The 20,656-nt window shown below is 72.1% G+C and carries 23 protein-coding genes and 1 riboswitch; of the genes, 10 read left to right on the forward strand and 13 right to left on the reverse strand.

The features are described from left to right. Positions 1-138: 138 nt before the first annotated feature. The 3 genes from ACFVTC_RS00565 to ACFVTC_RS00575 are packed head-to-tail and all read right to left on the reverse strand — an operon-like array spanning position 139 to position 4,628. On the reverse strand, positions 139-1,029 hold the full coding sequence (locus ACFVTC_RS00565) for an LLM class F420-dependent oxidoreductase (protein WP_390122448.1): 891 nt from the start codon (positions 1,027-1,029) through the stop codon (positions 139-141). A 58-nt stretch (positions 1,030-1,087) separates the two neighbouring features. Further along, a complete protein-coding gene (locus ACFVTC_RS00570; RefSeq protein WP_390122450.1) occupies positions 1,088-3,655 on the reverse strand; it encodes an FtsX-like permease family protein in 2,568 nt (855 codons plus the stop codon). 7 nt (positions 3,656-3,662) lie between these two features. Next, positions 3,663-4,628, reverse strand: a complete 966-nt coding sequence (locus ACFVTC_RS00575) for an ABC transporter ATP-binding protein (RefSeq protein ID WP_390122452.1) — start codon at positions 4,626-4,628, stop codon at positions 3,663-3,665. A gap of 148 nt (positions 4,629-4,776) precedes the next feature. On the opposite strand from ACFVTC_RS00575, the gene ACFVTC_RS00580 reads away from it, so the two are divergent. After that, on the forward strand, positions 4,777-5,040 hold the full coding sequence (locus tag ACFVTC_RS00580; RefSeq protein ID WP_168526998.1) for a toxin-antitoxin system HicB family antitoxin: 264 nt from the start codon (positions 4,777-4,779) through the stop codon (positions 5,038-5,040). Positions 5,041-5,044: 4 nt separating this feature from the next. Next, positions 5,045-5,419 (forward strand): fic family toxin-antitoxin system, toxin component, encoded by a 375-nt coding sequence (locus ACFVTC_RS00585; protein ID WP_390122454.1) that lies wholly within the window; start codon positions 5,045-5,047, stop codon positions 5,417-5,419. 113 nt (positions 5,420-5,532) lie between these two features. Here ACFVTC_RS00585 and ACFVTC_RS00590 read toward each other — a convergent pair whose 3' ends face one another. The 4 genes from ACFVTC_RS00590 to bioB form a co-directional block, all read right to left on the reverse strand. Then, on the reverse strand, positions 5,533-6,231 hold the full coding sequence (locus tag ACFVTC_RS00590) for a class I SAM-dependent methyltransferase (RefSeq protein WP_390122456.1): 699 nt from the start codon (positions 6,229-6,231) through the stop codon (positions 5,533-5,535). Between the two features lie 73 nt (positions 6,232-6,304). Beyond that, entirely contained in the window at positions 6,305-7,015 is a 711-nt protein-coding gene (gene bioD / locus ACFVTC_RS00595) for a dethiobiotin synthase (RefSeq protein ID WP_390122457.1), read from the reverse strand. A gap of 1 nt (position 7,016) precedes the next feature. Next, positions 7,017-8,297, reverse strand: a complete 1,281-nt coding sequence (locus ACFVTC_RS00600) for an adenosylmethionine--8-amino-7-oxononanoate transaminase (RefSeq protein ID WP_390122459.1) — start codon at positions 8,295-8,297, stop codon at positions 7,017-7,019. Beyond that, positions 8,290-9,513: a biotin synthase BioB gene (gene bioB / locus ACFVTC_RS00605; protein WP_390122461.1), complete on the reverse strand. Its 1,224-nt coding sequence runs from the start codon at positions 9,511-9,513 to the stop codon at positions 8,290-8,292. The genes ACFVTC_RS00600 and bioB overlap by 8 nt, the downstream gene beginning before the upstream one ends. 163 nt (positions 9,514-9,676) lie before the next feature. On the opposite strand from bioB, the gene ACFVTC_RS00610 reads away from it, so the two are divergent. Next, positions 9,677-10,810, forward strand: a complete 1,134-nt coding sequence (locus ACFVTC_RS00610) for an 8-amino-7-oxononanoate synthase (protein WP_390122463.1) — start codon at positions 9,677-9,679, stop codon at positions 10,808-10,810. Between the two features lie 12 nt (positions 10,811-10,822). On the opposite strand, the gene ACFVTC_RS00615 is transcribed toward ACFVTC_RS00610, so the two are convergent. Both ACFVTC_RS00615 and ACFVTC_RS00620 read right to left on the reverse strand, forming a co-directional pair. Beyond that, positions 10,823-11,047: a DUF397 domain-containing protein gene (locus tag ACFVTC_RS00615; RefSeq protein ID WP_390122465.1), complete on the reverse strand. Its 225-nt coding sequence runs from the start codon at positions 11,045-11,047 to the stop codon at positions 10,823-10,825. Between the two features lie 12 nt (positions 11,048-11,059). Continuing rightward, positions 11,060-11,917, reverse strand: coding sequence for a helix-turn-helix domain-containing protein (locus tag ACFVTC_RS00620; protein WP_390122467.1), 858 nt, complete (start codon positions 11,915-11,917; stop codon positions 11,060-11,062). 212 nt (positions 11,918-12,129) lie between these two features. Between ACFVTC_RS00620 and ACFVTC_RS00625 the strand changes: the two genes are divergently transcribed. Then, positions 12,130-12,588: an ATP-binding protein gene (locus ACFVTC_RS00625; protein WP_390122469.1), complete on the forward strand. Its 459-nt coding sequence runs from the start codon at positions 12,130-12,132 to the stop codon at positions 12,586-12,588. 35 nt (positions 12,589-12,623) lie between these two features. Here ACFVTC_RS00625 and ACFVTC_RS00630 read toward each other — a convergent pair whose 3' ends face one another. Continuing rightward, on the reverse strand, positions 12,624-13,535 hold the full coding sequence (locus tag ACFVTC_RS00630; protein ID WP_390122471.1) for a LysR family transcriptional regulator: 912 nt from the start codon (positions 13,533-13,535) through the stop codon (positions 12,624-12,626). Between the two features lie 117 nt (positions 13,536-13,652). Between ACFVTC_RS00630 and ACFVTC_RS00635 the strand changes: the two genes are divergently transcribed. Further along, complete coding sequence (locus tag ACFVTC_RS00635; protein ID WP_390122473.1) at positions 13,653-14,324, forward strand: LysE family translocator; 672 nt, start codon at positions 13,653-13,655, stop codon at positions 14,322-14,324. A gap of 59 nt (positions 14,325-14,383) precedes the next feature. Here the strand turns inward: ACFVTC_RS00635 and ACFVTC_RS00640 are convergent, their stop codons facing one another. The 3 genes from ACFVTC_RS00640 to ACFVTC_RS00650 form a co-directional block, all read right to left on the reverse strand. Continuing rightward, a complete protein-coding gene (locus tag ACFVTC_RS00640; protein ID WP_390122475.1) occupies positions 14,384-14,857 on the reverse strand; it encodes a C40 family peptidase in 474 nt (157 codons plus the stop codon). 3 nt (positions 14,858-14,860) lie between these two features. Further along, a riboswitch (cyclic di-AMP (ydaO/yuaA leader) is annotated at positions 14,861-15,046 on the reverse strand. Positions 15,047-15,391: 345 nt separating this feature from the next. Beyond that, positions 15,392-15,697, reverse strand: coding sequence for a hypothetical protein (locus ACFVTC_RS00645; RefSeq protein WP_390122477.1), 306 nt, complete (start codon positions 15,695-15,697; stop codon positions 15,392-15,394). A 7-nt stretch (positions 15,698-15,704) separates the two neighbouring features. Beyond that, positions 15,705-16,361: an ATP-dependent Clp protease proteolytic subunit gene (locus tag ACFVTC_RS00650; RefSeq protein WP_390122478.1), complete on the reverse strand. Its 657-nt coding sequence runs from the start codon at positions 16,359-16,361 to the stop codon at positions 15,705-15,707. A gap of 344 nt (positions 16,362-16,705) precedes the next feature. Between ACFVTC_RS00650 and ACFVTC_RS00655 the strand changes: the two genes are divergently transcribed. The 5 genes from ACFVTC_RS00655 to ACFVTC_RS00675 all read left to right on the forward strand — a co-directional run bounded on the left by ACFVTC_RS00655 (position 16,706) and on the right by ACFVTC_RS00675 (position 20,446). Beyond that, the gene (locus ACFVTC_RS00655) at positions 16,706-16,984 is read left to right on the forward strand and encodes a type II toxin-antitoxin system Phd/YefM family antitoxin (protein ID WP_390122480.1); all 279 of its coding nucleotides are present in this window, start codon (positions 16,706-16,708) and stop codon (positions 16,982-16,984) included. Between the two features lie 443 nt (positions 16,985-17,427). After that, entirely contained in the window at positions 17,428-17,730 is a 303-nt protein-coding gene (locus ACFVTC_RS00660; protein WP_101408483.1) for an urease subunit gamma, read from the forward strand. A gap of 16 nt (positions 17,731-17,746) precedes the next feature. Next, positions 17,747-18,058, forward strand: a complete 312-nt coding sequence (locus ACFVTC_RS00665) for an urease subunit beta (RefSeq protein ID WP_168526983.1) — start codon at positions 17,747-17,749, stop codon at positions 18,056-18,058. Next, complete coding sequence (locus ACFVTC_RS00670) at positions 18,051-19,772, forward strand: urease subunit alpha (protein WP_390122485.1); 1,722 nt, start codon at positions 18,051-18,053, stop codon at positions 19,770-19,772. The genes ACFVTC_RS00665 and ACFVTC_RS00670 overlap by 8 nt, the downstream gene beginning before the upstream one ends. Continuing rightward, positions 19,772-20,446, forward strand: coding sequence for an urease accessory protein UreF (locus ACFVTC_RS00675; protein ID WP_390122487.1), 675 nt, complete (start codon positions 19,772-19,774; stop codon positions 20,444-20,446). The genes ACFVTC_RS00670 and ACFVTC_RS00675 overlap by 1 nt, the downstream gene beginning before the upstream one ends. Positions 20,447-20,656: the final 210 nt, after the last annotated feature.

Raw genomic sequence — 20,656 nt, forward strand, 5'->3', positions numbered from 1 at the left:
GACGGACAGGCCGCGGCCCACGCCGCGAGGACGGACAGGTCGCGGCCCACGCCGCGAGGACGGGTCACAGGATGCGGCCGAGGGCGGATCGCGGGAACAGGCCCGCGGCGCGCCCTGGCCGCGCGCCGGTCGCCGGCGTCACGTTCCGCGCAGCGCCTCCACGACGGGCGCGAACACCTCCATGTTCGGCTCCAGCACCGTCAGGTAGGAGAACCCGTACCGTTCGCGCAGCCTCCGCACCCGCTCCACCACCTGCTCCGACGTGCCCGCCAGGACGATCGGCAGCTCCAGGACCCGGTCCTCGGTCAGCCCCGGTAGGCGGGGGAGCCAGGGCCGGACCGCGGCGCGGGGGTCGTCGGTGACGGCGACGATCTGGATCAGCAGATTGAACTCGGCGGGTGCCGCGCGTACCGCGGCGTGTTCCCGGTACACGGCGACGCGTTCGTCGAGTTCCTCGGCGGTGAGCGGTTCCAGCGCCCCGCCCGGCGTGGTGCGCGCTCCGGTGAACGCGACGATGTCCGCGTGCTCGGCGGCCAGCCGCAGCATCCGGTCGCCGTTCGCGCCGATCAGCAGCGGCACGCGGGGCTTCTGCACGGCTCGCGGCCGGTGTCCGTCGGGGCCGAGGAGCCGGTCGAGCTCCTCCACCGTGCGCAGGAGACGGTCGACGCGCTCTCCCGCGGAGCCCCAGGGGAGGCCCGCCGCGTCGTGCTCCGCCCGGATGTACCCGGTACCGAGCCCGAGTTCGAGACGGCCGCCCGTGAGGGCGTCCGTGCCGGCCACCTCGCGCGCCAGCAGCGTGGGGTTCCAGAAACCGGAGTTGAGCACGAAGGTGCCCAGACGCGGGCGCGCGGTGGCCTCCGCCGCGGCCACCAGGGACGGGAACGGAGCGGGCATGCCCAGATGGTCGGGGACCAGGATCACGTCGTAGCCGAGTTCCTCGGCCCGGCGGCACTTCGCGCGCCACGCGTCGGCGGGCGCGGGGGAGAGCAGGTTGACACCGAAACGGAACGGGCGCACGGACGAAGGCACGAACTCTCCTCACTCACGGGCGACTTGTCGCCAAGGGGTCGGAGCGGACCCGCGCGCCTCACTCGTGCGCGATCGCCGCCAGCACGTTCATGCGCGACGCCCGCAGCGCCGGCAGCAGTGCCGCGACGATGCCCACGACGGCCGAACCCACTACCACCGCGGCGATGGTGGCCCAGGGAACGGCGAACGCCGTCAGGCCCTGGAGCGCGAGCACCTGCTGTACACAGACGCCCCAGACCAGTCCCAGCACGAGACCGAGGACCGCGCCGAACACGGCGATCACCACCGACTCCAGGCGGATCATCCGGCGCAACTGGCGGCGGCCGAGGCCGATGGCGCGCAGCAGTCCGATCTCCCGGGTGCGCTCGACGACCGACAGTGCCAGGGTGTTGACCACACCGAGCACCGCGATGACGATCGCGAGTCCGAGCAGCGCGTACACGAGATAGAGCAGTACCGCGATCTGGTCGTGGACCAGCTTCTTGTAGTCGGCCTGGTCGCGCACCTGTACCTGCGGATACGGCTCGAGCGTCTTCTCCAGCAGGGGGCGCAGCCGGTCGGCGCCCGTGCCCGAAGCCGCGTTCACGTACAGCGTGGAGTCCTGTCCGCCCGGCACGTACTTCTCGATCGTGCCGAAACCGACGTACAGGCCCCCCTGCATGCCGAACCCCTCGGCGGACTCCTGGTCGGTGAGCGCGGCCACCGTCAGCTCGGCGTGCCGCCCGGCGGGGAACTCGACCGGGACCGTGCTGCCCACCCGAACCCCGTGCTCCCGCGCGAACTTCGCGTCCATGGCGAGATGCCCCGCGCCCAGCGCCGCCGCGGTGTCCCCCTGGGCGTAGGTGAGATGGGCGACGTCGTCGAGCCGTGGATCGTAGCCCGCGGCGGTCGTCTTGATCCGCTTGCCGTCCGGCAGTCGCACCGCGACCGGGGTGAACCGCTGGCGGACCACGAGAGCGACGCCGTCCGTGCCCCGCACCTTGTCGGTGACCTCCGGCGAGAACGGCACGAAGTTGCTGTTCTGGATGACGAAGTCGGCGCCCAGCGTCTTGTCGATCTGCTGGTCGAAGGACTTGCTCATGGAGGCGCTCGCCACGGACATCCCGCCGACCAGGGCCAGGCCCACCATCAGGGCGGACGCGGTGGCACCGGTGCGCCGGGGATTGCGCAGCGCGTTGCGCTGGCTCATCCGGCCGACCGACCCGAACAGCGCGGGGAAGGCCCCGCCGAGAACCTTGATCACCGGTCGGACCAGGAGCGGGCCCGCGATCACCGTCGCCACCAGGGTCAGTACGACCCCGAGTCCCAGCAGTGAGCCGGCCGTCGAGGTCTTCGACGCCGCGACGCACCCGCCGAGCGCGGCGACGCCCGCCAGCCCCACGACCGAGCCCGCGACCCCCCGTACCCGCATCGGCCTTCCCAGTCCCGCGACCTCGGCGTCCGCGAGGGCCGCCATCGGGGAGACCCCGGCCGCGCGGCGGGCGGGGAGGTACGCCGCCACGAAGGTGACGCCCACCCCGACGACGTAGGACGCGACGGGGGTCCCCCAACCGATCACCATCTCGGTCGACTTCAGGTTCATCCCGAACGCGGTCATCAGCTTGATCAGCCCGAGGGCGAGCCCGATCCCGGCGGCCAGACCGAGTGTCGAGCCGACCAGCCCGAGCAGCAGCGCCTCGGTCAGCACCGACCGTCGCACCTGCCGTCGGTCCGCGCCCAGCGCACGCAACAGGCCCAGCTCGCGGGTGCGTTGGGCGATGAGCATCGAGAAGGTGTTGACGATGAGGAAGACACCGACGAGCACGGCGATCCCGGCGAAGCCGAGCATCACGTACTTGATGACGTCCAGGAAGCCGCCCAGTTGTGCGGCGGCGTCCTTGGCCTGTTCGTCGGCCGTCTTCAAGTCGTACGTCCTCGTGCCGAGTTCGGCCGCGACGTGCTGCTTGAGCACGGCGTCGTCGACACCGGGCGCCGCGTCCAGCGAGATGCTCGTGGCGGCCGCGGTGCTGCCCAGCAGCCTGGTCTGCGCGGTCGGGGTGTCGAGGAACAGCAGCGCGGCACCGGGGTTGGTGGTGGTGAAGGTGGCGATGCCGACGATCCGCACCTCGAACGTGCCGGGTTGCGCCTGCACCGTCAGGGTGTCGCCCATGCGGACGTGCTTGCGGTCGGCGGTGTCCGCGTCGAGCAGCGCCTCGCCGGCGCCGTGCGGAGCGTGACCGGAGGTCAGTTTCACCGGACTGCGTTCACTGGGCTGCCAGTTGGTGGCGATGGTCGGTGCGCCCGAGGTCGGCCCGACCGACTCGTTCCCGCGGTCGACGATGGTGAGGTTCTCGACGGCCGCGTCGACATGGGCGGCCGCGACGCCGTCGACCTTCGCCAGCCGGTCCGCGAGCGAGGCGGGCAGGGTCGGGGTGGCGCCGGTCGGGATCTGTGAGTCGAGGTCGTTCCTGGGCGACACGGTCACATCCGCCGAGGTGGAGGCGAAGAGCCGGTCGAAGGTACGGGTGACCGTGTCCGAGAAGATCAGGCTGCCGGCGACGAACGCCACGGACAGCACGACGGCCAGCGCGGAGAGGAGCAGCCGCCCCTTGTGGGCGAGGAAGCTGCGCAGAGTCGCCTTGAGCACGGCCGCCTCAGTCCTTGTCGTGGGATACGTGGCCGGTGCCGCCGTCGGCCGTCACACCGCCGGAGTCCGCCCCGGAGTCCGCCCCGGGGGATGCCGCGCGGTCGGCGCCCGCCTGGGGCGGAACGCCCCCCGCGCCATCCGCGTCGCCCTTCCGGAGGTGGGGGTCCCCTTCGCCGGGTGCGGAGTCCGCGAAGCCCGCGCGGACCGTGTCGAAGCGTTTCATGCGCTCCAGCACCGCTTCCGCCGTCGGCCGTGCCATCTCGTCCACGATCCGCCCGTCCGCGAGGAAGAGCACCAGGTCGGAGTGGGCGGCCGCGCCGGGATCGTGGGTGACCATGACGACGGTCTGGCCGAGCTCGTCGACCGCCTCACGCAGGAAGCCGAGGACCTCCAGACCGGCGCGGGAGTCGAGATTGCCGGTCGGCTCGTCCGCGAAGATCAGCTCGGGGCGCGAGGCGAGCGCCCGCGCGCAGGCGACGCGCTGCTGCTGGCCACCGGAGAGCTGTGCGGGACGGTGCTTGAGCCGGTCGCGCAGCCCGAGCGTGTCGATGACCTGGTCGAGCCACTTCCGGTCGGGCCGCTGACCCGCGATGTCCATCGGCAGCGTGATGTTCTCGGCCGCGCTGAGCGTCGGGATCAGGTTGAACGACTGGAACATGAACCCGATCCGGTCCCGGCGCAACCGGGTCAGCTCGCGGTCCTTGAGCCCCGTGATCTCGGTGTCGCCGAGCCACACCTGTCCGGCCGAAACGGTGTCGAGCCCCGCCAGACAGTGCATCAACGTCGACTTCCCGGAGCCCGAAGGGCCCATGACCGCGGTGAAGCGGCCGCGCGCGATGGCGACGTCGACCGAGTCGAGGGCGAGGACGGCCGTCTCGCCCGAGCCGTACGCCTTCGTCAGGCCGCGGGCGCGGGCCGCGATCCCGTCGGCGTCCCCTTGGCCGACGGCGTGCTCCGCAGCTGATGTGGGCAAGGCCGCCTCCTGGGTGGTCGATGTCCCGGCATCCGTGTCCCGGCAGAGCGTAATGTGATCCGGCCCACAGGGGGTGTCCCTCCGGATTATTGGGCCGTCCGTCCTCCGGCCCTTGCGGGCGCTAGCACTTCGGCGCTAGCTTCGAAGTATGGCGAAGACCCAACTGAACGTGCGGGTGGACGAGGGCACGGCGCGGGCCGCCCGCGAGCGGGCCCTGGCGCGCGGCATGAGCGTGAACCGCTACATCGAGGAGCTGGTCAGACAGGACACCGGTGAGGTGGGGCACACCTTCGTCGACGCCGCCTCCGACTTCATGAAGCAGTACGAATCCGTCTTCGCCGAGGAATTCGGCGCGGACCGCGAAGGCGCCCGTGAAGGCACCCGCCAAGGCTCCCGCGAAGGTCGTCGTTGATCCCTTGAGCAGTCTCAGAGTCGACCTTGCCTGGCTTCTCATGATCGCCGAACAGAAGACGCCCGGAGACCCCCAGGTCACCGACTGGGGAGCCCTCGTCGCCGCCGTCAGCCGGCACGAGGCGGAGATATTCGGCATTCCCGTCTACGACAGCCCGCACGCCCGCGCCGCCGCACTGCTCCAGCTCCTGCTGCACGTCCCGGCGCTCGAACGCTCCAACGCGATGTTCGCCTCCGCCGTCGCGTACGCCTATCTCGTCGCCAGCGGCCTCAAGGTCGTCACCTCCCCCGAGCAGGTGCGCGAACTCGCCCGCCTGGTGAAGGGCGGCGAGGCGAGCGTGCACGACATCGCCCAGGAACTGCGCCAGTGGAGCCTGTGACGCGCCGGCCGCTGGGACACGCGCGCCTCGCACGACATCGCACAGGAACTGCGCCAGTGGAGCCTGTGACGCGCCGGCCGCTGGGACACGCCCGCCTCCGTGTACACCGGTCCCTATGACGCTCCGGTCCCCAGGACGTCGGGCCGGTGCGCGAAGCCCAGCACACGGTACGAGGTGGGCAGCCGCGGCCCCTTCTCGGGCATCAGGAGCCGCCGGTACGGGCCGAGTTCGAACCCGGCGGCGCGCAGCGCGGCGATCGGGTCACGTGCCAGATGACAGCCGCCGGCCGGCCGCGGCCACACCGTACGGTCCAGGCCGCGCCGGGCGGCCGCCATCACGCGTCCGCCCCCCGTGCCGTGCTCGAAGAACCGCGGGGTGCCACCGGGCCGCGACACGCGCCGAAGCTCCGCCAGGGCCCGCGGCACATCGCGCACGCCGCACAGCACCAGCGAGACCACCGCCGCGTCGAAGGCATCGCTCTTGACCGGCAGCGCCTCCGCCACGCCCGGCGCCATGTCGACGGGGACCTCCGCGCGCAGCGCCGCCTGAACGGCCAACCGCCGCAGCCGCCGCTCCGGTTCGATCGCGACGACCTCGGAGACGGTCTCCGGACAGTGCGCGAAGTCCAGACCGTTGCCCGCGCCGATCTCGATGACCCGGCCGAAGAGCCCCGGGAGCAGCCGGTCGCGTACGCCGCCCATGCCCGTCCGGGTCTCGGCGGCCACACTGACACGGGCGTAGTACCGGGCGAACAGCGGGTGGTGCACCGGATCCCGTGACACCTTGCCGGAGGCGGCCGGCCCGAACGCCATGACGGACCTCGCGGGAGGACGGCACCTACCGTGATTGTCCCCGTGGAGGTCCGTCACACCCTTCGGTGACCTCTCAGCAGGATCCGCCGAAGATGTCCGCGTTCCAGGTGCCGCCCAGTGCCGGTGCCAGCCAAGCCGGTGCCGCGGCGCGGAATTCGGCGGGCGGCCGGGCGCCGGCCCCCGCGGGCAGCGCGCCCAGCAGCGGCGCTTCGGCCACCACCGGCAGGTCCGCGAGGTTGCAACGGGACGCCAGGTCAGCGGAGTCGGGCCAGCTGCCGATGACGAGCCCGGCCAGGCCGAGGCCCCGGCGCCGGATCTCACGCGCGGTCAGCTCGGTCGTGTTGAGGGTGCCGAGTCCCGCCGCCACGACGAGCAGCACCGGCGCGTCCAGCAGCGCCGCCACGTCCGCCAGCGTGCCGCCCTCGTCGTCGAAGCGGACGAGCAGACCGCCCGCCCCCTCGATCAGCACGAGGTCGTGCTCGACGGCCAGCTTGGCCGACGCGTCCGCCACCTCCCCGGGCCGCACCGGAGCCAGCCGGGCCCGCCGCGCGGCCGTGGCGGGGGCCAGGGGCTCGGGGTAGCGGCCGAGTTCGAGGGTGGTCACCGCGCCCGCGAGCCGGGCCACCTCGTCGGCGTCCCCGCGCTCGTGCGGACCCACCCCCGTCTGCGCGGGCTTGAGGACGGCCACGGACCGTCCGTCGGCGACGGCGGCGGCGGCGACGGCGGCCGTCGTGACCGTCTTGCCCACCTCCGTGCCCGTTCCCGTGATCACCAGGACCGTCATGTCATCCCTCCCGCGCCGCCGCGCGGACCGCGCGGGCGATCCGTGCCACGTCCTCGTCACCGGTGACGTACGGCGGCATCGTGTAGACGAGGTCGCGGAACGGCCGCAGCCACACGCCCTCGCGCACGGCGGCGGCCGTCGCCGCCGCCATGTCCACCTCGTGGTCGAGCTGGACGACACCGATCGCGCCCAGCACGCGCACGTCCCGGACCCCCGGCATCGAGGAGGTCTCCGCCAGCCCCTCCCGCAGCCCCGCCTCGATCCGCTTGACCTCGGTCTGCCAGTCCTGCCCGAGCAGCAGGTCGATCGAGGCGCAGGCCACCGCGGCGGCCAGCGGATTGCCCATGAAGGTCGGGCCGTGCGCGAGCACCGGGACCTCGCCGCGCGAGATGCCCTCGGCCACCCGGGCCGTGCACAGCGTCGCCGCCATGGTCAGATAACCGCCGGTCAGTGCCTTGCCCACACACATCACGTCCGGCGTCACGCCCGCGTGCTCCGCCGCGAAGAGCGTCCCCGTACGGCCGAAGCCGGTCGCGATCTCGTCGAACACCAGCAGCACGTCGTGCGCGTCGCACGCCTCCCGCAGCACCCGCAGATACGCGGGGGAGTGGAAGCGCATGCCGCCCGCTCCCTGCACCACCGGCTCCACGATCACCGCCGCCAGCTCGTCGGCGTGGCGCCCGATCAGGTCGCGCAGGTGCGCGGCGTACGACTCCTCGTATGCGGCCGGCGGGGCGTCGGCGAACACCTGGCGGTGCAGCACGCCCTGCCACAGCTCGTGCATCCCGCCCTCGGGGTCGCACACCGACATCGGCTGCCAGGTGTCCCCGTGGTAGCCGCCCCGCCAGGTCAGCAGCCGCCGCTTGGCCGGGCGGCCGAGCGAACGCCAGTGCTGGAGGCACATCTTGACGGCGACCTCGACCGAGACCGAACCGGAGTCGGCGAGGAAGACGTGCTCCAGACCCTCGGGGGAGATGTCGACCAGGCGCTTGGCCAGCCGCACGGCGGGCTCGTGCGTGAGCCCGCCGAACATCACATGGCTCATCCGCTCCAACTGGCCGCGCGCCGCGTCGTTCAGCACCGGGTGGTTGTAGCCGTGGATGGCCGACCACCATGACGACATGCCGTCGACCAGATCACCGGAGCCGTCCGCCATCCGCAGCCGCACCCCGCTCGCCGACTCCACGACGAGCGGTTCCTGCCGGCCCGGCATGGGCCCGTACGGATGCCAGACGTGGCGCCGGTCCAGATCGAGCAGCTCCCGCAGGGACAGATCAGGCATTGGGCGCGAGATCCGTTCCGGCACCCCGGCGGCGCACGGCGACCAGATCCGTACGCGCCTCGGCGGGCACCTCGACCCGCGCCGAGCCGCACACACCGCCGCCCGCGTGCGCCCCGCACCCACCGCCCTCGTGCGACCCGCACCCGGCGTCCCCGTGGGACCCGCACCCGGCGTCCGCGTCCGTGTGCGCGCCGCAGCCGGCGCCCGCAGCGGCCCGGTGCTCCGGCAGCGTCACCTCGCCCGCGCCCTCGACCTCGAACCCGGCGTCCGCGATCATCTCCAGGTCGGCCTTGCCCGCCTGGCCCTCGCTCGTCAGGTAGTCGCCGAGGAAGATCGAGTTGGCCAGGTTGAGGGCGAGCGGCTGCATCGTGCGCAGATGGACCTCACGGCCGCCCGCGATGCGGACCTCGGCGTCCGGGCAGACGAAGCGGACCATCGCCAGGATGCGCAGACACCGCTGGGGTGTCAGGTTCCACTCCTTGGCGAGCGGGGTTCCCTCGAAGGGGATCAGGAAGTTCACCGGAACGGAGTCGGGATCGAGCTCGCGCAGCGCGTAGACGACGTCCACGAGGTCCTCGTCGCTCTCGCCCATGCCCGCGATCAGACCGGAGCAGGCGGACAGACCGGCCGCGTGCGCCTTCTGTACGGTGTCCACCCGGTCGGCGTACGTGTGCGTGGTCGTGATGTCCCCGTACGTCCCCTCGGACGTGTTGAGGTTGTGGTTGTAGGCGTCCGCTCCCGCCTCCCGCAGCCGCTCGGCCTGACCGTCGGAGAGCAGGCCGAGGCAGGCGCACACCTCGACGTTCTCGTGCTGGTCCTTGATCGCCTTGATGGTGTCGGAGACCCGGTCCACGTCGCGGTCGGTCGGACCGCGGCCGCTGGCCACCAGGCAGACCCGCTTGGCGCCCCCGGCCAGCCCCGCCGCCGCGGCCTGCGAGGCCTGGTCGGGCTTGAGCCAGCTGTACTTGAGGATCTCGGCCTTGGAGCCGAGCCGCTGCGAGCAGTACGAGCAGTCCTCGGGACACAGCCCGGACTTCAGGTTGACCAGATAGTTGAGCTTCACTCGACGACCGAACCAGTGCCGGCGGACTTTGCCGGCCGCGGCCACCACGTCGAGCACGTCGTCGTCGGACGTGGCCAGCACGGCCAGCGCCTCGTCACGGGTCGGCAGCTCGCGCCGAAGCCCCTTGTCCACCAGCGTGTTCAGCAGGTCCATGAGATCCGATCCTGACGTATCCGAGCGGGTGCGGCCAAGGAGAGATCGCACAACAGAGTCGGTTCGACGTGTGGGTATTGCCACATCCTGGGTGCCGGGCCGTCCCGCTAGGGTCTGTGCACTGCCTACAAAACCACCACCCCCAGGGCCCGGAGGCGCCAGCATGGCCGGATCGCCGTTCGCATGGATCGACGAGCAGGCGTACCAGCGCCGACAGGCCGGACTCGTCCGCACCCTGCGCCCGCGCCCCGCCGACTCGACGCTGCTCGATCTGGCGAGCAACGACTATCTCGGACTCGCCCGCCACCCCGAGATCACGGCGGCGGCCGCGGCCGCCGCCCATCGCTGGGGAGCCGGTGCCACCGGATCGCGGCTCGTGTCCGGCACTACCGGACTTCACGCCGAACTCGAACGGGAACTCGCCGACTTCTGCGGTTTCGAGGCGGCGCTCGTCTTCTCCTCCGGGTACGCGGCCAATCTCGCCGCGGTCACCGCGCTCGCTCCGCACGGCTCGCTCGTCGTCTCGGACGCGGGCAACCACGCCTCGCTCATCGACGGCTGCCGGCTCGCCCGCGGCGCCACGCAGGTCGTCGCCCACGCCGACCCCGACGCCGTGGGCAAGGCGCTCGGGACGCACGAGGGACCCGCTGTCGTCGTCTCCGACACGGTCTTCTCGGTGGACGGCGACGCGGCGCCGCTGGCCGGACTGGCCACCGCCTGCCGCGCACACGGGGCGGCGCTGGTCGTCGACGACGCGCACGGACTCGGGGTGCTGGGCAGGGGCGGCCGGGGCGCTCCGCACGCCGCGGGGCTCGCCGGGGCTCCGGACGTCGTCGTGACCGTCACGCTCTCCAAGTCGTTCGGCAGCCAGGGCGGCGCCGTCCTCGGGCCCGCACCGGTCATCGACCACCTGGTCAACGCGGCGCGCACCTTCATCTTCGACACCGGTCTGGCACCGGCCGCGGCGGGCGCGGCCCTCGCGGCACTCGGACTGCTGCGCCGCGAGCCGGCGCGCGCCGACCGGGCCCGCGCGGTGGCGACGGCGCTGCACACCCGGCTGACCGCCGAGGGCCTGGAGGCCGTACGGCCGGACGCCGCCGTGGTCTCGGTGCGCGCGCCGTCCCCCGAGCGGGCCGTGCGGTGGGCGGCGGACTGCCGGGAGGCGGGGCTCGCCGTCGGCTGCTTCCGCCCCCCGTCCGTGCCCGACGGCATCTCCCGGCTGCGGCTGACCGCTCGCGCGGATCTCACCGACGCCGAGATCGAGCAGGCGGTACGGGTGGTCTCGGAGAACCGGTGAACGAGGCGGCGGTCAGTCCAGTCCGGCGATGAACCCCTTCCAGCTGGCAGGGGTGAACAGCAGGGCGGGGCCCGCCTCGTTCTTGGAGTCGCGCACCGCGACGAGTCCGGCCCAGGGGCCGGGGCCCGGTCGTGCGGTCTCGACGCAGTTGTTCATTCCTGTACTGCGACTGCTGCGCAGCCAGCGCACATCAGGGATCGAAGTACTGAGAGGTACGTACCGAGGCAGTGCGGTCATGGGGGTGCCTCCTTACGCGCCGTCACCTATCGCGGCGATGTAGTCCAACGAGTCCTCGGGTGAAAGGGCGTGGAACCGAAGGGTGTTGAAGACCTTGGTGTAGGCCTGAAGGTCTTCTTTCCGCTCGAGGTAGAGGCTACTCGTCAAGTGGTCGAGAACAACCACGTCCAGATCAGTTGTGTTCGGAAATGAGAAAATAACGAAAGGTCCGGTCACTCCGGCGTGCGCGCCGGCGGCGAACGGCAGTACCTGAAGGCGCACTTGGGGGAGAGCCGCAGCCTCCCGCAGCCGGGTCAGCTGCCGGGCCATGACCTCGGGACCGCCGACCTCACGACGCAGCACGGCCTCGTCCAGGACCGCGGTCAGCTCCAGCGGCGGATCCGAACGCAGAACGTCCTGCCGGGCGAGGCGCACCTCGACGAGCGCGTCCAGTTTGTCGTCCTCGAGTCCGCCCACGGCCGCCCGCGTCACCGCACGCGCGTACTCCGGCGTCTGGAGCAGCCCCGGTACCACGGACGTCTCCAGCGTGCGCATACCGCTGGCCTGTGACTCCAGACTGATGAAGTCCCGGTAGGCGGGCGGCAGGACCCCCCGATAGGCGTGCCACCAGTGATGACGCCCATTGCCCTCGGACCCGGCCAGTCCGAGCAGGAGCTCCCGTAACCCGGGTTCCCCCACCCCGTACGCGTCCAGGAGGCGCTCCACGTCGGCCGGTCTCACCCCGCTGATCCCCGTCTCGATCCGGCTGACCTTCGACTGGTGCCAGCCGACGAGACGGGCCGCCTCACCACTGGTGAGGCCCGCACCGGCGCGCAGCGCGCGCAGTTCGGCACCGAGTTTGCGGCGGCGTACCGCGGGACCGTGCTGCATGGCCGTACTCCTTACTCCTTCCGAGCCGCCCAAATACGGTCTGCCGTCGCAGAGTTCACCGCTTCGAGCGACAGATATATGCATATCTCGGTGGATCGTGCCCGTGACCGGCCCAGTGATGGCAGTCTGGCGCGAAGCACCAGTCCGGGACCGTACTCGAACCATCCGCTCCGTGTCGGACTCCGGTCCCGTGGGAAAGGGACGACGTCGTCATGGCAGATCACCAGGAAGCATCCGTCACTCTGCCGAGCGATCCCGCCTCGGTCTCCGCGGCCCGGAATTTCGTCGTCGACGTGCTGGCCGAATGGGGCCTGCCGTGTGACGCCGAAGCCGCGGACACCGTACGCCTGATCGTGTCCGAACTAGCCACCAACGCCGTCCAGCACACCTTCGGCCAGTCGCCCACCTTCACGGTGGACGTCCGGCTCGACCGGGACGAACAACTGCGGATCGGCGTCACCGACAGCCATCCGCGTTTTCCGAAACGTCTGCCCGCAGCCGTCCAACAGGACAACGGGCGCGGGATGGTGATCATCCGTTGGCTGACCGCCGAGTGCGGCGGCAGGGTTCTCGTACGCCCCACCCGGGAGGGCGGCAAGACGGTCTCCATCGAGTTGCCGTGGACGGTGCCGGCCCAGCCGGTGGTGGCCGGGGGCCCGCAAGAGCCCTGAGGAAAAGATCAGTTGGCGGGCCGGGCCGGGCGTCCCTACCGCGTGGCACGCCCGAACGCACCGCGCAGCAGGGCCCGGAACGCCTCGGCCGCGGGTGCCTGCCGGTCGGTCCGGTGGACGACGGAGATCGTACGGCGCAGATCTCCCGGTTCCAGCAGCCGCAGCCCCACCGGGGTCGCCGCCGTCCTTGCCACCATCTCCGGCACCACCGCGACCCCGAGCCCCGCGCTGACCAGCGCGCACACCAGGGCGTACCCGGGGCTCTCGACCCGCACGGCCGGGGTGGCCCCGACCCGGGCCAGCGCGGCCTCCACGCCCTGCCGGGGCGGATGGTCCGGGGCCATGCTGATCAGCGGCTGTCCGGCGAGTCCGGAAAGCGGCAGCCGGGCCGCACCGTCCGCGAGGACGTGTCCCGGAGCGGTCACGAGCACCAGCTCCTCGACCAGCACCGGCTCCGCGTGTACCGACGAGGGGAGGGGCACCGGGTCCGCCGGCTCGTAGGTGTGCGTCAGCGCGAGATCCACCTCGCCCGCCGCGACCGCCGAGACACCGTCCGGAGGCTCGTAGTTCGCGACCGTGAGTTCCACGTCGGGGTGGGCCCGGCGGAAGGCGCTGAGCACCGGCGGCAGCAGATGGATGCCCGCCGTCTGGAAGGTGCCGAGCCGCAGCGTGCCGCCCGACAGGCCGGTCAGCCGGGCCAGTTCGTGCCGGGCCCGCTCCATCTCGTCGAGCACCCGCCGCGCCCGCGTCACGAGCAGTTCGCCCGCGTCCGTGAGCCGTGTCCCGCGATGGGAGCGCACCAGCAGGGGCGCGCCCGCCTCCCGTTCGAGTTTGGCGAGCTGCTGGGAGAGGGCGGGCGGGCTGTAGCCGAGGCGTTCGGCCGCCCGGGTGATGGATCCCGCCTCGGCCACCGCCACCAGGGCGGTCAGCCGTGTCGGGTCGTACATCGAACGGCTCCCGGGTCCGGGGACCCGCGGCGGGGGCCGGGTCCAAAGGATTGCTTAAGACAGACCCAGGATATTCGACATACCCGCTGAAGGTCCGGGCCGGGCAGCCTGGCGGCCATGGACGCACAGCTCATCGCCTTCACCGGAGTGGCCGCGGGGATGGTCGCCATGCCCGGCGCGGACTTCACCGTCGTCGTGCGCAACGCCCTCGTCTCCCGCCGGGCCGGGGTGGCGTGCGCGCTCGGGGTCGCGGGCGGGCTTCTCCTGCACACGGCGCTGGCCGTCGCCGGTGTCGCCGCCGTCCTCGCGGCCGTGCCCGCGCTGTTCCGGACGCTGCAGCTCCTCGGCGGCGCCTACGTGCTGTACCTGGGGCTACGGACGCTGGACGGCCTGCGACGGCGGCGGGACCGGGAGCCGGACCGGGGACGCCCGGAGGTGTCCGGCGGGACGCCGTCCGGCGAGGACGTGGCCGGCGGCCCTGGGGACGGGAAGCGTCCGCTGCGCCAGGGCTTCGTCACCAACGCGCTCAACCCGAAGGCGCCGATCACCTTCCTGAGCCTGCTGCCGCAGTTCGTGCCCGCGGGCAGCCCCGCGATGCCCCGCACCCTGGTGCTGGCCCTGATCGTGGTGGCCGTCGCCCTGGTGTGGTTCCCGGCGGTCGCCCTGCTGGTCGACCGGCTCGGCCGGTGGCTGCGCGGGCCGCGGGCGGCCCGCGCCGTGGTGGCGGTCACCGGGAGCGCGCTCACGGTGCTCGGCCTGGTGCTCCTCCTGGAGCCCCTGACGGCCTGAGAGCCCCCGGGTTCGTGCCGCGAGGGGCGGCGGCCCGGCACCGCCGCCCCTCGCTCGGGTCAGCTCACCCGGCCGTACCAGACGCTCTTCGTCCAGATCTTCTGGAGCTTCACGACCTCCCCGCTCTTCGGGGAGTGCCAGATCTTTCCCTTCCCGGCGTAGATGCCGACGTGGTACACGTTCCGGCCCGAGTGGAAGAACACGAGGTCGCCGGCCTTGCGGTGCGAGGCGGAGATGTGGTGGCTCTTGTTGTACTGCCCCGCGGCCGTACGAGGCAGCTTCTTGCCCGCCTTCTTGTACGAGTACAGCGTGAGCCCGGAGCAGTCGAAGCGCCGCGGCCCGGTGGCACCGTACTTGTACGGGGCGCCCTTCTTGGATGCCGCGACCTGGAGTGCCCTCGTCGCCGGTGTGGCCGCCTCGGCGTCGGCTGCGACGCCCGGGACCACCAGGCTGCCGCCCACGGCGGCGATGGTCAGAGCCGAGGCCGTACCGGCCCGGGTCAGCAGCGACGGGACACGATTGAGCGCAGTCATGCGCAACCCTTCGTCAACCGCCTGTGAAGGATGACCTGTCGGATTCGGGCTGGCGAAGTAGCCCGGCCGCTTACGCGGCTTCACCCCAAGGACCGCCCGGATCTCTCCGGCGGCCCGTCTTGCTGGGTCCTCCACTCCTGCCGATGCACATCTGTCGACCGGTCATCCGGGCGGCGGCAGGACTCGGCGTCCGCCCGGACCGCCCCGCCGGTGTGGCGGGGGCTTGTCGTCGGAAGGGATCTTCACGCATGGATGTCGGAAAATCCGAGCGGAACCGATGATTTGTGGGGTTACTCACCACTCACCCGTTCGGGTGGACACTCCTCTGTTCGAGGGGTGTTGGGGACGTCGGCAACGCTCTTACCAGCACCGGAAGGCTTCATTCCGCCTTTTGGCTACGCGTGTTGCGCAACTTTCGGGGCCACCCGAAAGGACGCGCGTCTACGCCGTTGGGGGGTACGTCGACTGGTCCGTTTGAAACGCGGGCCGGGCGCTCCACGGATCGGTGTGAGCGGCGGCCCGGTTCTGGATGCCTCAACCGCCGGAGTCGGGCGGCAGGGTGACGCGGGCGGTCCGCCGCTCGCCGTCGAGGACGCGCAGGGCCTGCGCGAGGGTCGGCGCGTGCACCTCGCTCTCGCCCCGCTGGTGCATCAGGGCCAAGGCGTCCCGCAGCGCGGTCGCCTTGCCCACGAGTGCCTGGGCGGCGCGCAGCCCGCGATAGGTGTCTCCCGGCCGGGCCGGGTTGATGCGGCCGACCAGGTCGACCACGTCGAGGTAGCGGTCTATCAGCTCGGCCTCGGCGTGCGTCAGTGCGGGCAGCGGAGGCAGTTCGGGCACCATCGGCGGATCACCTCGCGTCGGGTGTGGCGTTCCTCGCACCGGGCGCGGTGCGCGAGTTCTTGCGGCTCGGGATGATCCCGTCCACCAGCCCGTACGCCAGCGCGGCCTGCGCGTCCAGAATCGTGTCCCGCTCGATGTCGGCGGCGACTTGTTCGGGATTTTGCCCCGTGTGCCGGACGAGCATGTCCTCCAGCAGCCTTCGAGTGCGGGTCAACTCCGCTGCCTGGAGGACCAGATCGCTCGCCCGGCCCTGTACCGGTCGGGGGAGCGGGGGCTGACGGATCGACATCCGGGCTCCCGGCAGGGCGAACCGTTTGCCCGGGGTGCCGCCGGCCAGCAGGACGGCGGCGACCGACGCGGCCTGCCCCAGGCACACGGTCTCCACGTCGCAGGAGACGAAGCGCATCGTGTCGTAGATGGCCGTCATCGCGGTGAACGAGCCGCCGGGGGAGTTGACGTAGAGCGAGATGTCCCGCTCCGGGGCCTGGTGTTCGAGGTGCATGAACCGGGCCGTCACGTCGTTCGCGGACGTGTCGTCGATCTTCGTCCCGAGGAACACGATCCGATCGCCGAGCAGTTCGGAGTACGGATCGAGGGTCCGGTGTCCCGTGATCGTGCGCTCGGTGAACCCGGGCGGGGCGTGGCGGGCGGACGGTTCGTACATGTCTGGCGCCTCCTCCGGGCGACTCCCCTGTGCGGTCGCTCCTTGTGAAAAATGTACAGGACGTACAGATCGTGTCGAGGGAATCGGCCGACAGCGAAAAAGCTCCGGCGGAGAAGACGGAGAAGGCGGAGAAGACGGAGAAGAGGGAGAAGAGGGAGAAGAGGGGAGAACGGGTGGGAGACGCTCCGCGAATACGGCGCCGGCGATCCGGGACGGGCGCGGCGCCGGCGATCCGGGCCGGACGTGGGACGGGGGCGTCGCGTCGGCGGACGTCGTTCTCGGCAGAACCGGTGGACATCGTCCGTTTCGGGAGAGTGTCAGGGGTCCGGTCTAAGCTGGTGGGCATGGCCTACGAGATTCCGGTGACGCAAGCCAGGGCTGAGCTCGCCGACCTGATCAACCGGGTGGTGTACGGGGGCGAGCGTGTCGTCGTGACGCGTCACGGGAAGCCGCTCGTCGCCCTCGTCTCCGCCGCCGACCTGGAGCGGCTCGAAGAGCTGCGGGAGTCCGCCGGGGAACAGGTGGTCAGCTCCCTCTCCCGCGTCCGCGAGGCCACGTCCGCGCCGCGGGAGCACCGGCGCTTCGGGATCGCCGCGGAGCATCAGGGACCCAACGTCTCGTAGAGGAAGGGCGATCGGGGGCGCACGCCGGCCGACAGCCGTACGCCGTACGCGGTGTCGACCCGCGCGGGCCGAGGGGGCGCGCCGTATACGGTCCCGGCTCCGGAAGGTGTCCGCCGCGGACCGGGCCGGCCCTCGAGGCGGCCGTCCGTCGGTCGCGGGGCGGACCGGAGCCCGGAACACCGAGCGGCCCGGCGCCTGCCGTGACCCGGCGCGCCGCTCCGCCGAGGCGCGCGCTCCGAGTGAAGATCGGCGGGGTCCACCGGTCACCGGACCCCGGGCGGGTCCGGGGGTCGCCCCGCGCGACGGCAGATGTGGACCACAGGCCGGTTAACGTCCACGAAACGACGGCCAACTAGCGTGCGCATCCATGCCACCAGGGGTTTTGGTGGCTGCGGCCACCGGACCCCGCACGGTCCGGAGCGAGGACTGTGAGGTGGGACGCCATGCAACTGACCCCGCACGAGCAAGAGAGGCTGCTGATCCACGTGGCCGCCGACGTGGCCGAGAAGCGCCGGGCCCGCGGACTGAGACTGAACCACCCCGAGGCCGTCGCCCTCATCACGTCGCACATCCTCGAAGGCGCCCGGGACGGCCGCACCGTGGCCGAGCTGATGTCCTCCGGACGCAAGATCCTCACCCGCGACGACGTCATGGAGGGCATCCCCGAAATGATCCACGACGTCCAGGTCGAGGCGACCTTCCCGGACGGCACCAAACTCGTCACCGTCCACGACCCGATCGTCTGACGGGGGAGCGAACACCGTGATTCCCGGAGAGATCCTCTTCGCCGAGGGGCCCGTCACCTTCAACGAAGGCCGCGAGGTCACCCGGCTGACCGTCCTCAACGCGGCCGACCGACCCGTCCAGGTCGGCTCCCACTACCACTTCGCCGAGGCCAACCCCGGCCTGGAGTTCGACCGCGCCGCCGCGCGCGGCAAGCGGCTCAACGTCGCCGCCGGCACCGCCGTGCGCTTCGAGCCGGGGATTCCCGTCGACGTCGAACTCGTACCGCTCGCCGGTGCCCGTGTCGTACCCGGCCTGCGCGGTGAGACCGGAGGTGCCCTCGATGCCTGATCTCTCCCGCGGCGCTTACGCCGATCTGTTCGGCCCCACCACCGGCGACCGCATCCGCCTCGCCGACACGGACCTGCTCGTCGAGATCGAGGAGGACCGCTCCGGCGGCCCGGGGCGCGCCGGAGACGAGGCCGTGTTCGGCGGGGGCAAGGTCATCCGGGAGTCCATGGGCCAGTCGCGCGCCACACGCGCGGAAGGCACTCCGGACACCGTCATCACGGGCGTGGTGATCATCGACCACTGGGGGATCGTCAAGGCCGACCTGGGCATCCGCGACGGCCGGATCACCGGCATCGGCAAGGCCGGCAACCCCGACACCATGGACGGCGTCCACCCCGACCTCGTCATCGGTCCTGAGACCGAGATCATCGCGGGCAACGGACGGATCGTCACCGCGGGCGCCATCGACGCGCACGTCCACCTGATCTGCCCCCAGATCGCCGACGAGGCACTCGCCTCCGGCATCACGACCCTGGTGGGCGGCGGCACCGGTCCCGCCGAGGGTTCCAAGGCCACCACCGTCACCCCCGGCCCCTGGCATCTGGCCCGGATGCTGGAATCGATGGAGGGGTATCCGCTCAACTTCGGACTGCTCGGCAAGGGCAACACCGTCTCGCACGACGCGATGCTCTCGCAGATCCGCGGTGGCGCACTCGGACTGAAGCTGCACGAGGACTGGGGGTCCACGCCCGCCGTCATCGACGCCGCGCTGACCGTCGCCGACCGCACCGGCATCCAGGTCGCCATCCACACCGACACGCTGAACGAGGCGGGGTTCGTGGGCGACACGCTCGCCGCGATCGGCGGCCGGGGCATCCACGCGTACCACACCGAGGGTGCCGGCGGCGGCCACGCACCGGACATCATGACAGTGGTCTCCGAGCCGCACGTGCTGCCCAGCTCCACCAACCCGACCCGGCCGTACACCGTCAACACCGCCGAGGAACACCTCGACATGCTGATGGTCTGCCACCACCTCAACGCGGCCGTTCCCGAGGACCTGGCCTTCGCCGAGTCGCGTATCCGGCCGTCCACCATCGGAGCCGAGGACATCCTGCACGACCTCGGCGCGATCTCGATCATCTCCTCCGACTCGCAGGCGATGGGCCGGGTCGGCGAGGTCGTCCTGCGAACCTGGCAGACGGCCCATGTGATGAAGCGCCGACGCGGGTCCCTGCCGGGCGACGGACACGCGGACAACCACCGTGTACGTCGCTATGTCGCCAAATACACGATCAACCCGGCGCTCGCGCAGGGACTCGCCCGCGAGATCGGCTCCGTCGAGACCGGCAAGCTCGCCGACCTCGTGCTGTGGGAGCCCGCGTTCTTCGGCGTCAAGCCGCACCTCGTCATCAAGGGCGGGCAGATCGCGTACGCGCAGATGGGCGACGCCAACGCGTCCATTCCGACGCCGCAGCCGATTCTGCCCCGGCCGATGTTCGGGGCGATCGGACGGGCGCCCGCCGCGAACTCGTTCAACTTCGTGGCACCGCTCGCGATCGAGGACGGGCTGCCGGAACGGCTCTCGCTGAGCAAGAGGTTCATGGCGATCGACTCGACCCGGGGGGTGACCAAGGCCGACATGCGGGAGAACGACGCCCGGCCGCGCGTACAGGTCGATCCCGACAGTTTCGCCGTGCACATCGACGGAGAGCTCGTCGAGGCGACACCGGTCGCGGAACTGCCCATGGCCCAGCGTTACTTCCTCTTCTGATGTCCCGCGCGGCACTTCTCGTCCTGGCGGACGGCCGCTTCCCCGCCGGAGGGCACGCCCACTCCGGCGGGGCCGAGGCGGCGGTCGAAGCCGGGCGGATCAGCGGGGCGGCGAGCCTGGAGGACTTCTGCCGCGGGCGGTTGCACACGACGGGGCTGGTGTCGGCCGCCCTCGCCGCGGCGGCGGCGCTCGGCGTCGACCCGGTTGCACTGGACGCGGCCGCGGACGCCCGGACGCCGTCGCCCGCCCTGCGCGGGGCCGCGCGGCGGCTCGGACGGCAGTTGATGCGGGCGGCGCGGGCGGCTTGGCCGTCCGAGGAACTCGACGCGCTGGCGGGGAAGTTCCCCAAGGGGGCGCATCAGCCCGTGGTGCTCGGGGTGGCGGCACGGGGCGCCGGACTCGGGCCCCAGGACGCGGCGTACTGCTCCGTGTACGAGAGTGTCAGCGGGCCGGCGACGGCGACCGTGCGGCTGCTCAGCCTGGATCCCTTCGATGCGACGGCGGTACTGGCCCGGCTGGCGCCGGAGTTGGACCTGGTCGCTCAGCGGGCGGCCGAGGTGGCGCGGCGCGTGGTGGCCGACGGCGTCGACGCGTTGCCCGCGGGGGGTGCTCCGCTGCTGGAGATCAGTGCGGAGGCGCATGCCGCTTGGGCTGTGCGGTTGTTCGCGTCGTAGGGGGGTGGGGGTGGGGGTGGGGTGGGAGTGGGGGTGGGCGTTGGTGGCCCTGCCCCGGGGGGGGGGGGGGGCCCCCCCCCCCCCCCCCCCCCCCCCCCCCCCCCCCCAACCCCCCCCCCCCCCCCGCCCAACCCCCCCCCCCCCCCCCCCCCCCCACCCCCCCCCCCCCACCCACCCCCCCCCCCCCCCGACCCCCCCCCCCCCCCAGCA

The organism is Streptomyces sp. NPDC057950, assembly GCF_042887295.1.
GTDB lineage: Bacteria > Actinomycetota > Actinomycetes > Streptomycetales > Streptomycetaceae > Streptomyces > Streptomyces kaempferi.

What these genes read in the sequence shown, in the direction of transcription:
- ACFVTC_RS00620 (WP_390122467.1), bottom strand. Translation starts at nt 11,917, where the DNA reads ATGCAGCACGGTCCCGCGGTACGCCGCCGCAAACTCGGTGCCGAACTG.
- ACFVTC_RS00660 (WP_101408483.1), top strand. Translation starts at nt 17,428, where the DNA reads ATGCAACTGACCCCGCACGAGCAAGAGAGGCTGCTGATCCACGTGGCC.
- ACFVTC_RS00670 (WP_390122485.1), top strand. Translation starts at nt 18,051, where the DNA reads ATGCCTGATCTCTCCCGCGGCGCTTACGCCGATCTGTTCGGCCCCACC.
- ACFVTC_RS00625 (WP_390122469.1), top strand. Translation starts at nt 12,130, where the DNA reads ATGGCAGATCACCAGGAAGCATCCGTCACTCTGCCGAGCGATCCCGCC.
- ACFVTC_RS00650 (WP_390122478.1), bottom strand. Translation starts at nt 16,361, where the DNA reads ATGTACGAACCGTCCGCCCGCCACGCCCCGCCCGGGTTCACCGAGCGC.
- ACFVTC_RS00580 (WP_168526998.1), top strand. Translation starts at nt 4,777, where the DNA reads ATGGCGAAGACCCAACTGAACGTGCGGGTGGACGAGGGCACGGCGCGG.
- bioD (WP_390122457.1), bottom strand. Translation starts at nt 7,015, where the DNA reads ATGACGGTCCTGGTGATCACGGGAACGGGCACGGAGGTGGGCAAGACG.
- ACFVTC_RS00600 (WP_390122459.1), bottom strand. Translation starts at nt 8,297, where the DNA reads ATGCCTGATCTGTCCCTGCGGGAGCTGCTCGATCTGGACCGGCGCCAC.
- ACFVTC_RS00590 (WP_390122456.1), bottom strand. Translation starts at nt 6,231, where the DNA reads ATGGCGTTCGGGCCGGCCGCCTCCGGCAAGGTGTCACGGGATCCGGTG.
- ACFVTC_RS00630 (WP_390122471.1), bottom strand. Translation starts at nt 13,535, where the DNA reads ATGTACGACCCGACACGGCTGACCGCCCTGGTGGCGGTGGCCGAGGCG.
- ACFVTC_RS00635 (WP_390122473.1), top strand. Translation starts at nt 13,653, where the DNA reads ATGGACGCACAGCTCATCGCCTTCACCGGAGTGGCCGCGGGGATGGTC.
- ACFVTC_RS00640 (WP_390122475.1), bottom strand. Translation starts at nt 14,857, where the DNA reads ATGACTGCGCTCAATCGTGTCCCGTCGCTGCTGACCCGGGCCGGTACG.
- ACFVTC_RS00675 (WP_390122487.1), top strand. Translation starts at nt 19,772, where the DNA reads ATGTCCCGCGCGGCACTTCTCGTCCTGGCGGACGGCCGCTTCCCCGCC.
- ACFVTC_RS00655 (WP_390122480.1), top strand. Translation starts at nt 16,706, where the DNA reads ATGGCCTACGAGATTCCGGTGACGCAAGCCAGGGCTGAGCTCGCCGAC.
- ACFVTC_RS00610 (WP_390122463.1), top strand. Translation starts at nt 9,677, where the DNA reads ATGGCCGGATCGCCGTTCGCATGGATCGACGAGCAGGCGTACCAGCGC.
- bioB (WP_390122461.1), bottom strand. Translation starts at nt 9,513, where the DNA reads ATGGACCTGCTGAACACGCTGGTGGACAAGGGGCTTCGGCGCGAGCTG.
- ACFVTC_RS00615 (WP_390122465.1), bottom strand. Translation starts at nt 11,047, where the DNA reads ATGACCGCACTGCCTCGGTACGTACCTCTCAGTACTTCGATCCCTGAT.
- ACFVTC_RS00645 (WP_390122477.1), bottom strand. Translation starts at nt 15,697, where the DNA reads ATGGTGCCCGAACTGCCTCCGCTGCCCGCACTGACGCACGCCGAGGCC.